The sequence below is a fragment of the Streptomyces sp. NPDC033177 genome (assembly GCF_055577715.1).
This window is the reverse complement of the sequence record NZ_JBVIPS010000004.1, coordinates 443,302-457,516: the sequence shown is the minus strand read 5'-3', so window position 1 is coordinate 457,516 and position 14,215 is coordinate 443,302. Positions and strand designations below refer to the sequence as shown.

Genomic DNA, 14,215 nt, shown 5'->3' with positions numbered 1-14,215 from the left:
GAAGCGTTGTCGTCACGTCAGGTGCTGTACTCTGATCGAAGTGGTTAGAACATATTACTGCGCCCGCAGTGGTGTCAACAGACTTCCGGAAGGAACATGCCATGCGTCAAAACCCCGCACGCCGGACCGCCCTACTCGACGGCGCGATCGAGGTCCTGGCCCGCGAGGGCTCGCGTGGTCTCACCCTGCGCGCGGTCGACACCCAGGCCGAGGTCCCCAAGGGCACCACCACCAACTACTTCGCGAACCGCGCCGAGTTGCTGGCCCAGGTCATGACGCGCATCCAGGAGCGCCTTACGCCCGACGAGTCCCAACTCGCCGACACCATGAGCGAGGCGCCCTCCGTCGAGCTGGTCGCCACCCTCCTCAAGCAGCTCCTGGGGCGCATGCGCGCGGACCGCAGCAGCTGGCTCGCGCTGATGGAGCTGCGCCTGGAAGCCACCCGCCGCCCCGAACTGCACACCGAGCTCACCCGGTTCTTCACCGCCCAGCTCGACGCCAACATCCATTTCCACCTCGAGGGTGGCCTGCCCGGCGACCAAACCGGCGTCGTCCTGATGTATCTCGCCATGGTCGGCCTCATCGTGGACGACCTGACCGTGCCGGACCTGCTCGCCCCGCACCGCGTCGACGAACTGATCGACGAACTGGCGCGGCGCGCCGTAGGCGCGGGCGCGGGAACGGGCGCCGACGGCTGAAGGTCAGCACCGGGGCCCTCACGCACAAGAGGCCGTCCGCGGCCATAGATGGCCCCATCCGCCACGCACTATTCGCCTCCCCTACTGGCCCGCCCTGGGCCACCGATGCGCTGAACACCTTCCGGTCCGGGGTTTGGGGGTCCCGCGCATGTACCCGGGCCAGGGATCCATCTGAGGGCTCGCAGTCACAGCCATCCGTTGCGGCGGAAGACCCGGTGGAGCAGGGTGCACGCGCCGACCATCACGGCGATGGCAAGCGGATAGCCGTAGACCCATTGCAGTTCGGGCATGTGCGTGAAGTTCATTCCGTATACGCCGGCGATAAGGGTGGGCAGGGCAAAGATGGCCGCCCAGGCGGAGATTGTGCGCATGTCGTCGTTCTGCCGGGCGCCCACCTGGGCCAGGTGGGCATCGAGGACGGAGTTCAGCAGGTCGTCCAAGGACCGGACCTCGGTATCAGTGCGGTGTACGTGATCGGCGACGTCCCGAAAGTACGGCAACGCCTCCTCAGGCCAGCCGGAGAGCGGGCTCACGAAGTCCTGCACCACGGGCACCAGCGGCTGCACAGCGTCCCGGAACTCCAGCACCTCCCGTTTGAGGGAGTACACCTCTTCGATCACGTCCTCGCGTTCCGGGGAGAACACCCTGCGCTCCAAGTCGGTCAGCTCGCCGCGCACTTCCTCAGCGATGGCGGTGTAGGTGTCCACCGTCACGTCCAGGACGGCATGCAGCACCGCCACCGGGCCCAGTGCCAGCATGGCAGGGGCGCGTTCGAGTCGGCGAGCGGCCTCCGCCGCGGGGTCTGCCTGCCCGTGGCAGACAGTGAGGACAAAGTCCGGGCCGAGGAAAATCATGGCCTCGCCCGATTCGACCTGCGACGTCTCCTTGACGTACCGCAACGTCTTCAGCGCGACGGACAGCACCCCGTCATAGCGCTCACGCTTGGGCCGCTGGTGCGCCTGGACGGCGTCTTCGACCGCCAAGGGGTGCAGGCCCAGTTCCTCGGCCAGCGTCTCCACCTCCTGGGCGGAAGGATCAACCAGCCGAATCCACGCGAACGTTTCCTCGGGCGCATCCCGCAGCCGCTTCAACGCGCTTGCGCCGCTTTCCACCACATGCGGTGTCTGTCGGGCTCCGTCGCTTCCATAGATCGCACATTCCATGCCTAGCCACCTGCACACCACACGCCGATCTATGCTTGGCCATCTGCGGGAGAGCCTCAAAACTCCAGGTAGCCCGGCATGGCGGGTGGCAAATCGGCGGTCGCGCCCCTCCCAGCCGATGCGCAGGCGCCGATACATGTCGTGGTCGCAGCCTCGGTCGGCCAGCAGCGCAGCAGGCCGGTGTCAGTGGCGCTTGCTGCCCGTCCGTGTGCGATCGACCGGGCTGGGGCCCGCCCTTGAGCCCCGCCGAGCGGCCCGCGCGCGAGGAGTCGATCACGGCCCGCGACCAGTCCAGCTGGTTCTTCGAGCGCAGCTTTTCCAGCAGGACGACGTACTGCTGGCCCCAGACGCCCGCCTCGTTCCAGGCGGGCAGCCGCCGCCAACAGTCACGCGATCAACCGCTTTGCTGAGAAGCAGTTAGGCGCGCTTGGGCCAGATCGGGCCCTCGTCGGTCCAGGTGACGCCCTTGTTGTGGCACAGACAGAAAGGGTGGCCCACCGGGTCGGTGTAGACCCGCCAGCCGTATCCTTCGGGGCCGATGAAGTCCTGCACCCGCGTCGCGCCGGGTGCGAGGATGCGGCGCTCCTCGGACTCGATGTCATCCACTTCGAAGTCCAGGTGGAACTGCTTGGGATGCTCGCGCTCGCCCCACTGCGGGGGGCGGTAGTCGTCCACCCGTTGGAAGGCGAGCTCGATCTCGCCGAACTTGATGCCGGCCCAGTTCTCGTCGCTGTCCTCCTTGATGGCGCGGCCCGTCACCTCGGAGTAGAAGGCCGCCAGCTTCATCGGGTCCGGGCAGTCGATGATGAAATCAGTGAGTCGCAACATCCCACGATCTTGACACAAGATCGAAAACGCCCGGCGGCCGCACGTTCGCACCAAGGCCCGCTCCAGGGCGGCAGTTGCCAGCCTCAGAGACTGGCACGAGCCGCAGCGGGTTTGGTCGGGCGCGACGGTGGGCTGCTTCCTTCTGGGATGAGGGACAGCCGTCCAGCCTTGCGCCTACGCCACGGCAGCAGCGGGCCCGTTGATGGGGATGCGAAGTTGAGTCTGGGCGTCGTGACGGTCACGATCGCGCACCCAGGAGGAGCGAGGACGTGCGGCGCGGTTACCGCTCCCGTCGGTCGTTCAGCGCGCGAGCACGGGAGCCAGGCCAGACACCGGCACCAGGCCAGGGGACTCGCTGACGAACTTTCAGAACTTAGGCGTTCACGTCAGAGTGAAGCTGAAGCTGAGGTCGAGACATTAACGACACGATCACTCGATGTGCCCCTCACCCCACACCCCCAGGGCTGACACCCCACGGCCAGATGGCCGCCACCGGCAGCACCACACGCCATCATGTGCCACACGCAACGGCGGCGAGCGTACCGGCCGCCTCGCGGCGGGTATGCCCGAACACGGTCGAGCACTGGCAGCAAACATTGTCTGGACACTGAGCTGCCCCGGACCCCGTGTCGTACGGTCCGACGTCGCCGTCGCCTACCGTCCGCTACGGATCTCACCGAACCCTGCGATGCCGCCACTACGGCCGAAAGATTCGAACCCACACGGGGGATCAGGCCGCCACGAGCTCCCGCTCGCGGTTCGGCGTTTTGACCTTGGGCTTCTTGTTCGGCAGCGAGAGCCGGAAGACCTTGTGCCAGGCCGAGAACACCTGCTTGGGCAGCGGCCCGGTCACGTACTCCAGCTCGTACTTCTCGAACAGCGCGCGCACCTTCACCGCTACCTCGGCGTACCGGTTGCTCGGCAGGTCCGGGAACAGGTGGTGCTCGATCTGGTGGGACAGGTTGCCGGTCATGAAGTGCATGGCCTTGCTGCCGCTGATGTTCGCCGAGCCCATCATCTGGCGCAGGTACCACTGGCCGCGCGTCTCACCCTTGATCGAGCGGCGTTCGAAGACCTGCACGCCCTCGGGGAAGTGCCCGCACATGATCACCGAGTGGGTCCAGAGGTTGCGGACCAGGTTCGCGGTGAACGTGGCGCCGAGCGTGGTGAGGAACGACGGGCCCGAAAGGAGCGGGTGGATCACGTAGTCCTTGAGCACCTGCTTGCGGATCTTGCGGCCCACGGCCTTGGCCTGCGCGCGGAACTCCGGGCTCTTGCGGCGGCGCTTGTTCAGGTTCTTGCCGAGCTCCAGGTCGTACGCTGCGATGCCGTACTCGAAGAAGCAGGCGTTGAGGAAGTTCCACAGCGGCTGGCCGAGGTGGAACGGGTGCCACTTCTGGTCCTCGTCGACGCGCATGATGCCGTAGCCGAGGTCGTTGTCCTTGCCGATCACGTTGGTGTACGTGTGGTGCAGCTCGTTGTGCGAGTGCTTCCACTGGTCGGCCGGCGAGACGTGATCCCAATCCCAGGTGGTGGAGTGGATCTTGGGGTCCCGCATCCAGTCCCACTGCCCGTGCAGGATGTTGTGGCCGATCTCCATGTTGTCCATGATCTTCGCCACGGACAGCCCGGCGGTGCCGATCAGCCACGCGGGCGGGAAGATCGAGAACAGCAGCACTCCCCTGCTGGCCAGCTCGAGCTTGCGCTGCGCCGAGATGACCTTACGGATGTAGGCGGCGTCCTTCTCGCCGCGGCCGGCGATCACCTCGTCGCGGATCGCGTCCAGCTCGCGGCCCAGCTCTTCGATCTGTTCCGCGGTCAGGTGGGCGGTGGGGTCGATGGCGGTCAAGGTGCTCCTACCGTTCGATGTCGCAGGGGCCCGCCGCGGCGGACACGCAGGTCTGGATGAGGACGCCCGGCTCGGCCTCGGTGATCTCGCCGGTGCGCAAGTCGCGGACGGCGCCGGCCTTGAGCGGCGTGACGCAGCCGAAGCAGATGCCCATGCGGCACCCGGAGGGCATGAGCACGCCGGACTCCTCGCCGATGTCCAGCAACGGCGTGGCGCCGTCCGCGTCGACGGTCTTGCCGGTGGCGCTGAACGTGACCTCGCCGCCGTCACCCGCGACGACGACGCTGGGGCGGAAGCGTTCGGTGTGCAGACGCTCTTGTACGGCGTGCTCGGTCCAGTGCTCTTCGGCGGCGTCGAGCAGGCCTGCGGGCCCGCAAGCCCAGGTCTCACGCTCGGCCCAGTCGGGCACGAGTTCGTCGAGACGGGCGATGTCGAGCATGCCGTCCGTGTCGGTGTGCACCTCGGTGAGCCGCAGCTTCTTGTCCGCGACCAGGTCGTGCAGTTCGTTGCGGAAGATCACGTCTTGCGGCTGTGGCGCGCAGTGGACCATGACGACGTCGTCGAACTCGGTGTCGCGCAGCATGCCCATCACGGGCGTGATGCCGCTGCCGGCCGTCAGGTAGAGGACCTTGGCGGGCTTGGCCTGCGGCAGCACGAAGTCACCGGTCGGCTGGTCGAGTTCGATCAGCGTGCCCGGTTTCGCCCTGCGGACCAGGTGGTTGCTGACCTTGCCGTCCGGGATCGCCTTCACGGTGATCGTGATGCGGCCGTCCTGGCGGTTGGTCGGCGAGGTGATGGAGTAGGCACGCCACAGGCGCACTCCGTCGACATCGATGCCGATCCGCACGTACTGACCGGCCGTGTGGCCGCGCCAGCCCCGCCCCGGCCGGATCACGATGGTCGCGGCGTCGCCGGTCTCGGGGTGCACGGCCTCGATGCGCCCACGCAGGTCCGCGCCCGCCCGCAGCGGGCTGACCAGGTCGAGGTAGTCCGACGGCAGCAGCGGCGTCGTGACCATCTCCAGTAGTTTCCACGCCCTGCTGCGGAGGGCTGTACTCGTCATGACTCCAGCTTGCTGCGCCTCAGGGCGTAAAGTCCTGACCACAGGACGTAAATCTGGTCAGCTAAATTGTTCTCAGGGAACAAAACATGAACCATGCAATCCGGAAGGCCAGCGAGCTGGCCCTCGATGAGACGACGGTCACCGCACTTCGGGCCACGCTGAAGACCACCGCCGACGAGATCGTCCAAGCGATCATCGACGAGGTCCCTCCCTACGCCAACGCCCTTTCGGGCCGCATGGGCGCCACCATCCGCCGAGCCGTCCGCACCGCCCTGGGGCACTACCTGGACCTCGCGAGCGGGAAGCCCACGGGCGGCGACGCCGGTGACGCCGCCTACGAGCTGGGCCGCGGCGAGGTGCGCGACGGCCGTTCGATGGACGCCCTGCTGAGCGCCTACCGCGTCGGCGCCCGCGTGGCCTGGCGATACCTGGCAGCGGGTGCCGTACCCGCAGGTCTGCCCGCCGCCGAGGTCGCCAAGTTCGCCGAGCTGACCTTCGCCTACATCGACGAGCTCTCCGCCGCGAGCGCCGCGGGCCACGCTGACGAACTGGCCGCCCGGGGCCGGGCCCACGAGCTTCACCTCGAACACCTGGCCCGCGACCTCCTCGGCGGCGCGAGCCCGGACGTGCTGCTGACCTCTGCGCAACGGGCCGGCTGGCAGCCTCCGGATTCGCTGACCGCAGTCCTGCTGCCCGCTGCCCAGGCCCGGCCTGCCTACCGCGTGCTCGACCCGAGCACCCTCGTCCTGGACGATCTGCCGGATGCCGCCGGTGTGCTGCTCGTCCCCGATGCCGACCGCTCACATCTCTTGCGGCAGCTGACCGACCGCACCGCCGTGGTCGGCCCGGCCCGGCCATGGACTCGTGCGTCCGCCTCCTACGCACGAGCCGTACGCGCGCGCTCCCTCTCCTCTGATATCCGCGACACCGAGGACCACCTGCCGGAGTTGGTGCTGAGCGCCGACGTGGACGCGTTCGCGGACCTGCGCGCCCGCGCCCTCGCACCGTTGCGGGTCTTGCCTGCCGCGACCGCGCGGCGGCTGGAGGAGACGTTGCGGGCGTGGCTGCTGCACCAGGGCAGGCGGGAGGAGGTGGCGGCGGCGTTGTTCGTCCATCCCCAGACCGTCCGGTACCGGATGTCGCAGGTGCGGGAGCTGTTTCCGGATCTCGCATCGCCGAACCGGGTCCTTGAACTGACGCTGGCGGTCGGTCTTCGGGACAGCTGACGCGTTCTTCGACGGCGCACGACCGCGTCCGCGAGCGATCCAGGAACCGGGCCTCGCTCTCGGTGTTGTCGGCTGGCTCATGGGCTGTTCTGAGAAGCGCCGTGGCGGATACGGCCCGACTGGACCGGTGCACTGTGGGCACCGGCCCGATGGTCGCGCTCAGCGAGCGTCTGGTCAGCAACCTGGGCGGTTATGGCACATAAGGCGGCTTTCATCTCATCGTCGGCCTGGCGCACCGCACGAGGGATGATGGGGCTGGAACGACGGAACGCGAGGTCAGGAGCTTGAATGGCGAAGCGGGTTCACCAACCCCGTGAGGACGCGGAGTTCGATTTCATCCTCGGGATGAGCAAAGTTCCGGTCCTCGCATACTTCACCGGTACATGGCCCAAGGCGATCGAGTCCTGCCGGGTGATGGACCTCGTCGTGGGTGGCATCGCCGAGGACTACGCGGGCCGCCTGGTGGCCGTCCGCACCGACATCACGCGTTGCCCGGCCGCTACCGAGCGATACGGGATCACCGGAGCCCCGTCCTACGTCCTGCTGAAGGAGGGAGAGGCGGTGGCGCACAGCACGGGGTCTATGACCGGCGCAGAGGTACGGAAGCTCCTGGACGGCCACCTCTGAGCGGCCCCTGCGGCACGTGGCCGCGACGCCCGGCACGTCTCGTCTCGTCTCGTCTCGTCTCGTCCATGGGAGGCGCGCCGCCTGAGACACCTCGGGGCTGAGACACCTCGGGGCTGAACACCTCGGGGCTGAACACCTCGGGGCTGAGACACTCACACAGGCCACATAACGACCCGCGGGGCTTTCCTGCATCGCACGGCGGCATTTGGGCGGCGGAGAAGGGGCCGCTTTTGACCCCAAGGCTCGGCGCGCACCTGCCCAAGCGGGCTACCGTACATGTGATCTTCTGCTTGGCACCGCCAGTCAAGGGCTCCTCGTTCGCCGTCCAAGGCCACGTGGCCGCAGGGCGCCGCCGAGCGTGTCGACACCAGTACCAGGGAGGCACGATGACAGAGCTCGGCGCATCGCTGCACCGTACATGGGGTGCCTTTGTCGGACCCGAGGCCACTCGGGCCAACCACGCATTGACCGCACTGACGACGGCAGCCGGCGCCCTCGCAGCGCCGATCACGGCCATGGCGCGCGGGGCCGGCGCGGGGCGCGCGGTCCTCGCAGGGCTCATGGCGGTAGACCTCGTCGGCGGGGCCTACGTCAACAACACACGGGCGTGCGCCCGCTGGTACGAGCGCCCCGGGCAAGGCAGCACCCAGCACTACGCCTTCGCCGCATGCCATGTGCACCCCGCAGCAGTCGCCTGGCTCGACGCGGCGCCCCCGCGCAGGGATGCACGGAGGCGTGTTCACCCCGGCGCCTGGGCCGCGGCCCACTACGCGTACATGGCCGCCGCAACCGTAGTGATCCGTCGCTACCCGGCACGGCGACGGATCCTCGCAGCCGCCCTCACCGCGGGCGGGCTCGCGCTGGACGAACTCCTGGGCCCCTCGCATACCGCGCCCTGGTTCGCCTGGACCTATTACCCCAAGCTGTTGCTGGGCCACGCCGGTGCGGCGCTCTGGTCGGACAACGAACTGGGTTCACCCCCGGAGCAGGCGTAGGCCAAACACGCCGTGATCCGACACAGCCCACATGGCACCGGCCCGAGTGGTACCAGCCGACGGCGCACCCAAATCCCGTTGCAATAACTCCCACCTGCCGAAAACCTCCTGGGCCCGCTACGAGCTGAAAACCCCCGCCCTGGCCTCAAGCCGCCTCGACCTCAAGGCCGCCCTGGCCGGAGCACTCCGACGCCGCCACACAACCTGGCCCGACAACTGCCCCACGCCCTCACCCGCACAAACCTGCAAGGAGCCCTTGTGGCCTGGAACGTTCAACAGCCCCCGCACGCCGACGGGATGACCGTTCTGGTCACCGGCGGCAACGCCGGCATCGGCTACTTCATCGCCGAGCAACTCGCCCTCGCGGGCGCCACCGTCATCATCGGCAGCCGCAGCCAGGCGAAGGCTTCGGCCGCCGCGGACGCCATCACCGCCCGCGCCCCCGGTGCCCAGGTGCAGTACATGCCACTAAACCTGAGCGACCTCCCCTCACTGAAGACATCGGTCAGCCACTTGGACACCCAAGCCCTCGACGCCGTCGTCCTCAATGCCGGCATCGCCCTTGACGCCCCGCCCCGCAAGACGAATTCCAGCGGCCACGAACTGATGCTCGCCACCAACCACTTGGGCCACTTCGCCCTCGTCCACCATCTCGAGCCCTGGCTGACGGCGGCGCCCGTCGCCCGGATCATCACCATGGGCAGCTTCGCCGCCCGCTCCGAACGCCTCGACCTCAACGACCTTCAGTCCGAACACGACTACGACCCCAAACGCACCTACGGACGCTCCAAACTCGCCCAGATGACCTTCGCCTTCGAACTCGACCGTCGACTGCGCGCTGCACACAGCACGTGCACGAGCGTCATCGCCCACCCCGGCGGCGCCCTGGACGCGCTCACCCCTCCCCGCCCCGGTATCCACCAGCGCACCACGGCCCAGTACGCGCGCACTCTCCCGGCCAAACTCCTCGTCCAGGGCAAGGAAGCCGGCGCCCAGCCCGCCGTCCGAGCCACCCTCGACCCTGACGTTCAGGGCGGCCAACTATGGGGCCCCAGAAGGTTCGGCCTCCGCGGCACCCCCCACCTCGAACGCCCTCGCCCGCACATGACAGACCGGCCCACCGGCGCAGCCCTCTGGACCGCGAGCACGCACCTCACGCGCACGGACCCGTTCGGTAGTGGTCTCCCGGCCGGAGCCGAGCTCACAGACTGACTGTTGCGTCGACCTTGCACACAGCCAACATGCCGGCCTTGCTGCGCCACGCCGTGATCGGCTGTTCGACTCGCGTGAGGGAAGCTGGGACGGCCAGGGCTGGTGGCGGGCGCTGATGGTTCGTCCGCCCAGTGCACATCAATGGCAGTTGAGGCTGTGCAGACCGCCCATCACGGGGTTCACCTCGCTGCCACTGACCGTCAGAGTGCCGTCGCTTCGACCCCAGCGCAGTTCGTATGTGCCCTGAGTGATGGGGCGATAGCCGTCGTCAGCAGTCCAGGAACCAGAGGGCCACCCGATAATGCCCACCGGTCCGGCGGTGCTCACCGTGTACACCTCGCCGCGCCCGGCGGACAGGAACGATGATTCGCGCACAACAGCCAGGCAGCCGTTTGGGCCCTCAGGCTGCAGCACGTGGTACTCCGATGAGACGTCGCCCGCCGCCCCCAACGCACTGCCAATGGCAGCCGCTGCCGCCAACAGGCCACGCAGCACCCGCAGCCACGCTGGACGGAGCGGCGCAGCACCCGCACCCGCACCCGCACCCGCACCCGCACCCGCACGCTGTCGTACGGCAGCGACACGCATCAAAACCAGCGCGACACATAGCAGCGCGGTACTCACGGCCCAGGCGGCGACCACATACCCGAAAACGACGAGCACCACGTTGATCCAGCCCACGACAGCCGAGAGCGCCAGGCACCCCACTGTGATCCCGGCGTTCCAGCCCGACCACGTCATGCGGCGAGCGGAGCGTGGCTGCGCCGTCATCGGTACATCAATCATCAATGCACCTTATGGCCGCGCAATCCCGGTTTGCCGCGGAGCGTGGACAAGGTCACAGTACGGCTGACCAGCTCGGTCGGTGCGAGACCGGTCCTGTCCACTGACCGGCCTATCACCACCGATTGCCAGGGCCCGTCAACTCCTCACCGGCCCAGGCATCTCGGACAAGCGTCTACCGGTGAACTGCTCTTCCCATCGCCTCAATCGTCAACTCGGCGTACCTATGCGGTCCCAGCACTAGATCGCGGTGAATCCGCCGTCAGCGGCGACCACGGCTCCCGTGACGAAACTGGAGCGGGGTGAGACGAGGAAGCACAGGACCTCGGCGATCTCCTCGGGCTGCGCCACGCGTCCGAGTGGTTGCGCGGTGGCGAAGGACGCCAGGTAGGCGCGGCTGTCGGGGCGGATGGTGTCGAGGAAGTCCGTCTCGATGACGCCCGCGGCCACGAGGTTGGCGCGGATGCCCAGCGGGCCGCCCTCGACGGCGAGCACCTTGGTCAGTTGGGCCAGAGCGCCCTTCGACGCGCTGTAGGCGATGCCGTCGGGCAGGGCGACCGTGGAGGCGTACGAGCCGGTGCTGACAATGGCGCCGCCGCCACGGCTCTTCATGGCCCGGAATGCCTCGCGGGCGCAGAAGAAGGAGCCCCGGGCGTTGACCGCCATCACGGCGTCCCAGTCCTCGGCCGTGGTTTCGGTGACGGCCTTGTTCTGGGTACGTCCAGCATTGTTCACGAGGATGTCCAGTCCGCCGAAGGCGTCCAGGGCCGTTGCCACTGCGCGGTGGGCGGTCTGCTCCTGGGTGATGTCACCGCTGGTCGCGACGACGCCGGGAAATTCCTCCGCCAGCCTCGTGACGTCGGGACGGAGGTCGAGGGCGACGACTCGGGCGCCGCGGGTGTGGAGGAGCGCCACGGTCTCCCGGCCCACCCCTCGCGCGGCTCCAGTGACGAGGGCGATCTTCCCGGCGAACTCAGTGGCTTCTGGTGATGCGGCGGATGCGGTGGCAGGTGTCATGGTGCGGTTCCTGGAGAAGGTTTGTGTGCGTGCAGGCGCCGGTGCAGGGCACGCACCTGAAGTGCTGTGCAGTGGTGCGGTACCGGGCCGGGTGGGCCGCGCTGTTGCCGTATGCGCGGCAAACCCACGTGGAGTTTGTACGGCTGGGGTTGGTTCAGTGCGCAGTGAGCCCGCCGTCGACCACCAGCTCCGCGCCGGTGACGAACGAGGAGTCGTCGCAGGCCAGGAAGAGGATCGCGGGGGCGACCTCGTCGGCGCGGCCGGCTCGGTGCATGGGGGTGCGTTGGATGTCCGGCTGCTGGTCCCCTTGGTCGTCCAGGAGGTCCTGGATCATCGGCGTGGCGATCACCCCGGGGTGTATCGAGTTGATCCGTACTCCCTGCTGGGCGTACTCGACCGCGGCCGTCTTGCTCAACAGGCGCACGGCACCCTTGGACGCCTGGTAGGCCGCAGCCGCACCGCTTCCCACCAGGCCGAGTACGGATGACGTATTGATCACCGACGCGTTGCCGCTCGCACGCAGGAGCGGCATCGCCGCCTGCATGCCGAGCCATGTGCCTTTCTGGTTCACGTCAATGACGCGGTCCCACGCCTCTTCCCGCGTGTCCTCGATACCTGGCCAGTCCACGATGCCGGCAAGGTTCACGAGTACGTCCAGCGTTCCGAAGCGGTCGCCTACGACGGTGATCACTTCGTCCCACTCTCGTGCGGAGGAGACATCTAGGCGGGCAGCGATGACCTCCGCGCCCCGTGCCTCGATCCGGTGGGACAGCTCCCGTAGGGGGCCTTCGGCAACATCGGTGATCACCAGCCGGGCCCCTTCGCCGGCGAAGAGCTCGACGGTCGCTGCGCCGAGGCCGCCGGTCGCGCCCGTGATCAGCGCGACCTTGCCGTCAAGTCGTTGTTCTGTCATGGATGTGTTCCTTGATTCTTGTTGGTGTTGACTGATTGATTGACGGGACTTCCTGGACCGCCGACGACGGAGTCGCCCCCCCCCGATACCAGGGCGGTCCCGGGCCCGGCCCTCTCTACGGCCGCTTCTGTTCCCGGTAGAGCACGAGGTGCTCGTGGTAGAGCACTCCGTTCCGGATGTCGCCCGTGGCGCTGAAGCCGGTGTCGTCGACGTAGTCCAGGTGGCTGCCGGCCACCGTGTACCGGCCGGTGTACGCGCTGGCCCGCTCACCGCGGGCTTCGTCGTACCGGCCATCCGGCAGCAGCGCCTGCCTGATGTGACCATCCGCGGTCACCCACACCCCGACTACGTCGACCTGGTCTCCCTCAATGGCCTGGGCCATGGCGGACTCCTCTCCTCGAACGATGTGTCCTTCCCGCTCCACCGAGTCTGGGCAGGCCACCGGCCATCAACCAGGACGTGTGCTGCCTGGGCATGGCACACCCAGGCAGCACACCGAGCCCTCGCCTAGCCTGAACACATGGACGACAACCACCTGGGAGACTTCCTGCGCACACGCCGCGCCGACCTGCGGCCGGAGGCCGTCGGCATGGCGAGTTACGGGCACCGCAGAGTCGCCGGACTGCGCCGCGAGGAGGTCGCCGTCCTGGCCGGAGTCAACGCCGACTACTACACCCGCCTGGAACAAGGCCGCGAGCGCAACCCCTCACCCCAGGTGATCGACGCACTCAGCCGCGCACTGCACCTCGACACGGACGCCCGCGCGCACTTGTACCGGCTGGCCGGGGCCACGCCGAGCGGCCGGCCCTTCGCCCATACCACCGAGCAAGTGAGCCCGGCGCTGCGACAGTTGATGGACGGCTACCCGAATACGCCGGCGTTCGTCATGAACCGGACCCTGGATCTCCTCGCCGCCAACGCCCAGGCCGATGCCCTCTACGCCCCGTTCGATCCGGCGGACAACTTGGCCCGCATGACCTTCCTCGACCCCGCAGGCCGCAACTTCTACATGGACTGGGTCCGGGCAGCGCAGGCCACCGTCGCCAACCTCCGCGAGGCAACCGGGTTCGACCCGGACAACCCACGACTGCGCGAACTCGTCCGCACCCTCAGCGAAGACAACACAGAATTCAACCGCCTCTGGAACGCCCACACCGTGCGTGGCAAGACCCAGGACGCCAAACAGATCCTCCACCCGGACGTCGGCCCTCTCACCCTCACCTACCAGGCTTTCGACGTACGCGACGCCCCCGGCCAGCAGCTCGTCATCTACCACGCCGAACCAGGCAGCCCCAGTGCCCAGTCCCTCAATCTGCTCGGTTCCGTCCACGCCACCCGCCGCGGGCCCGCCCCTCGGCCCCAGCGCTGATCAACCGCTTGGAGACAGGCCGGCAATAGCTGTGATTCCTCCCCCGGCTGAAGCCGGGGGATTCTCGTTACGCCGGGTTGGCGTTGCGACGGACCGCGCGGCCCCTGGAACGTTGACGGCTTGCGTCTCGTGCGGCCGCGCCGCACACGCCGACACCGTGGTTGCGGAGGACCTCGGCGAACACTTCCCGCCCGGCGCCCTCAGCCTTGGCGTGGTTGTGTGCGTGGTCAAGCCGCCGGCGCTGCACGGTGGCGTGCAGCTGGGCGACCTTGCCCACCGCGCGCTGGTGGTTGGCGGTTCGGTCCTTGGCCTTGCATTGCGGGAACCAGGACAGGACCTGCTCCGCCGCCTCCAGTTACACGGCGGCATGGCGAGCTTGACGTACACAAGGCCACCCCGAACTCCTCGACGGCTGTCTCATCGGAACCCGGACTCCAACCGGCCGATCCCGCCCACTCCGATGGTGCCGATG

The 14,215-nt window shown here is 68.1% G+C and carries 14 protein-coding genes; 6 read left to right on the top strand and 8 right to left on the bottom strand.

Features of this window, described 5'->3' with window-relative positions; translation table 11 throughout:
• Nucleotides 1-101: 101 nt before the first annotated feature.
• On the top strand, nt 102-698 hold the full coding sequence (locus tag ACZ5U5_RS17015) for a TetR/AcrR family transcriptional regulator (RefSeq protein ID WP_469021961.1): 597 nt from the start codon (nt 102-104) through the stop codon (nt 696-698).
• Between the two features lie 185 nt (nt 699-883).
• On the opposite strand, the gene corA is transcribed toward ACZ5U5_RS17015, so the two are convergent.
• The 4 genes from corA to ACZ5U5_RS16995 all read right to left on the bottom strand — a co-directional run bounded on the left by corA (nt 884) and on the right by ACZ5U5_RS16995 (nt 5,601).
• Nucleotides 884-1,861, bottom strand: coding sequence for a magnesium/cobalt transporter CorA (gene corA, locus ACZ5U5_RS17010; RefSeq protein WP_469021959.1), 978 nt, complete (start codon nt 1,859-1,861; stop codon nt 884-886).
• A gap of 417 nt (nt 1,862-2,278) precedes the next feature.
• Nucleotides 2,279-2,689 (bottom strand): VOC family protein, encoded by a 411-nt coding sequence (locus ACZ5U5_RS17005; RefSeq protein ID WP_469021956.1) that lies wholly within the window; start codon nt 2,687-2,689, stop codon nt 2,279-2,281.
• Between the two features lie 730 nt (nt 2,690-3,419).
• The gene (locus ACZ5U5_RS17000; RefSeq protein WP_469021954.1) at nt 3,420-4,538 is read right to left on the bottom strand and encodes a fatty acid desaturase family protein; all 1,119 of its coding nucleotides are present in this window, start codon (nt 4,536-4,538) and stop codon (nt 3,420-3,422) included.
• A 7-nt stretch (nt 4,539-4,545) separates the two neighbouring features.
• Nucleotides 4,546-5,601, bottom strand: coding sequence for a ferredoxin reductase (locus tag ACZ5U5_RS16995; protein WP_469021951.1), 1,056 nt, complete (start codon nt 5,599-5,601; stop codon nt 4,546-4,548).
• A gap of 86 nt (nt 5,602-5,687) precedes the next feature.
• Between ACZ5U5_RS16995 and ACZ5U5_RS16990 the strand changes: the two genes are divergently transcribed.
• The 4 genes from ACZ5U5_RS16990 to ACZ5U5_RS16975 all read left to right on the top strand — a co-directional run bounded on the left by ACZ5U5_RS16990 (nt 5,688) and on the right by ACZ5U5_RS16975 (nt 9,661).
• Nucleotides 5,688-6,827 carry a PucR family transcriptional regulator gene (locus ACZ5U5_RS16990; protein WP_469021948.1) on the top strand — a complete coding sequence of 380 codons (1,140 nt, stop codon included), beginning with the start codon at nt 5,688-5,690 and terminating at the stop codon, nt 6,825-6,827.
• 288 nt (nt 6,828-7,115) lie between these two features.
• Nucleotides 7,116-7,454, top strand: a complete 339-nt coding sequence (locus ACZ5U5_RS16985; protein ID WP_469021946.1) for a thioredoxin family protein — start codon at nt 7,116-7,118, stop codon at nt 7,452-7,454.
• Between the two features lie 386 nt (nt 7,455-7,840).
• Nucleotides 7,841-8,449 carry a hypothetical protein gene (locus ACZ5U5_RS16980; RefSeq protein WP_469021944.1) on the top strand — a complete coding sequence of 203 codons (609 nt, stop codon included), beginning with the start codon at nt 7,841-7,843 and terminating at the stop codon, nt 8,447-8,449.
• A gap of 297 nt (nt 8,450-8,746) precedes the next feature.
• The gene (locus tag ACZ5U5_RS16975) at nt 8,747-9,661 is read left to right on the top strand and encodes an SDR family NAD(P)-dependent oxidoreductase (protein WP_469022464.1); all 915 of its coding nucleotides are present in this window, start codon (nt 8,747-8,749) and stop codon (nt 9,659-9,661) included.
• A gap of 138 nt (nt 9,662-9,799) precedes the next feature.
• Here the strand turns inward: ACZ5U5_RS16975 and ACZ5U5_RS16970 are convergent, their stop codons facing one another.
• From ACZ5U5_RS16970 to ACZ5U5_RS16955, 4 genes are all read right to left on the bottom strand, one after another.
• Nucleotides 9,800-10,447, bottom strand: coding sequence for a hypothetical protein (locus ACZ5U5_RS16970; RefSeq protein WP_469021941.1), 648 nt, complete (start codon nt 10,445-10,447; stop codon nt 9,800-9,802).
• A gap of 237 nt (nt 10,448-10,684) precedes the next feature.
• On the bottom strand, nt 10,685-11,461 hold the full coding sequence (locus tag ACZ5U5_RS16965) for an SDR family NAD(P)-dependent oxidoreductase (protein ID WP_469021939.1): 777 nt from the start codon (nt 11,459-11,461) through the stop codon (nt 10,685-10,687).
• Between the two features lie 154 nt (nt 11,462-11,615).
• On the bottom strand, nt 11,616-12,374 hold the full coding sequence (locus ACZ5U5_RS16960) for an SDR family NAD(P)-dependent oxidoreductase (RefSeq protein WP_469021936.1): 759 nt from the start codon (nt 12,372-12,374) through the stop codon (nt 11,616-11,618).
• A 115-nt stretch (nt 12,375-12,489) separates the two neighbouring features.
• A complete protein-coding gene (locus tag ACZ5U5_RS16955; RefSeq protein WP_469021934.1) occupies nt 12,490-12,756 on the bottom strand; it encodes an Atu4866 domain-containing protein in 267 nt (88 codons plus the stop codon).
• A 138-nt stretch (nt 12,757-12,894) separates the two neighbouring features.
• Between ACZ5U5_RS16955 and ACZ5U5_RS16950 the strand changes: the two genes are divergently transcribed.
• Nucleotides 12,895-13,743 carry a helix-turn-helix transcriptional regulator gene (locus tag ACZ5U5_RS16950; RefSeq protein WP_469021932.1) on the top strand — a complete coding sequence of 283 codons (849 nt, stop codon included), beginning with the start codon at nt 12,895-12,897 and terminating at the stop codon, nt 13,741-13,743.
• The last annotated feature ends 472 nt before the right edge of the window (nt 13,744-14,215 follow it).

What these genes read in the sequence shown, in the direction of transcription:
- ACZ5U5_RS17005 (WP_469021956.1), bottom strand. Translation starts at nt 2,689, where the DNA reads ATGTTGCGACTCACTGATTTCATCATCGACTGCCCGGACCCGATGAAG.
- ACZ5U5_RS16955 (WP_469021934.1), bottom strand. Translation starts at nt 12,756, where the DNA reads ATGGCCCAGGCCATTGAGGGAGACCAGGTCGACGTAGTCGGGGTGTGG.
- ACZ5U5_RS16950 (WP_469021932.1), top strand. Translation starts at nt 12,895, where the DNA reads ATGGACGACAACCACCTGGGAGACTTCCTGCGCACACGCCGCGCCGAC.
- ACZ5U5_RS16960 (WP_469021936.1), bottom strand. Translation starts at nt 12,374, where the DNA reads ATGACAGAACAACGACTTGACGGCAAGGTCGCGCTGATCACGGGCGCG.
- ACZ5U5_RS16985 (WP_469021946.1), top strand. Translation starts at nt 7,116, where the DNA reads ATGGCGAAGCGGGTTCACCAACCCCGTGAGGACGCGGAGTTCGATTTC.
- ACZ5U5_RS16965 (WP_469021939.1), bottom strand. Translation starts at nt 11,461, where the DNA reads ATGACACCTGCCACCGCATCCGCCGCATCACCAGAAGCCACTGAGTTC.
- ACZ5U5_RS16980 (WP_469021944.1), top strand. Translation starts at nt 7,841, where the DNA reads ATGACAGAGCTCGGCGCATCGCTGCACCGTACATGGGGTGCCTTTGTC.
- ACZ5U5_RS17015 (WP_469021961.1), top strand. Translation starts at nt 102, where the DNA reads ATGCGTCAAAACCCCGCACGCCGGACCGCCCTACTCGACGGCGCGATC.
- ACZ5U5_RS16970 (WP_469021941.1), bottom strand. Translation starts at nt 10,447, where the DNA reads ATGATTGATGTACCGATGACGGCGCAGCCACGCTCCGCTCGCCGCATG.
- ACZ5U5_RS16975 (WP_469022464.1), top strand. Translation starts at nt 8,747, where the DNA reads ATGACCGTTCTGGTCACCGGCGGCAACGCCGGCATCGGCTACTTCATC.
- corA (WP_469021959.1), bottom strand. Translation starts at nt 1,861, where the DNA reads ATGGAATGTGCGATCTATGGAAGCGACGGAGCCCGACAGACACCGCAT.
- ACZ5U5_RS16990 (WP_469021948.1), top strand. Translation starts at nt 5,688, where the DNA reads ATGAACCATGCAATCCGGAAGGCCAGCGAGCTGGCCCTCGATGAGACG.
- ACZ5U5_RS16995 (WP_469021951.1), bottom strand. Translation starts at nt 5,601, where the DNA reads ATGACGAGTACAGCCCTCCGCAGCAGGGCGTGGAAACTACTGGAGATG.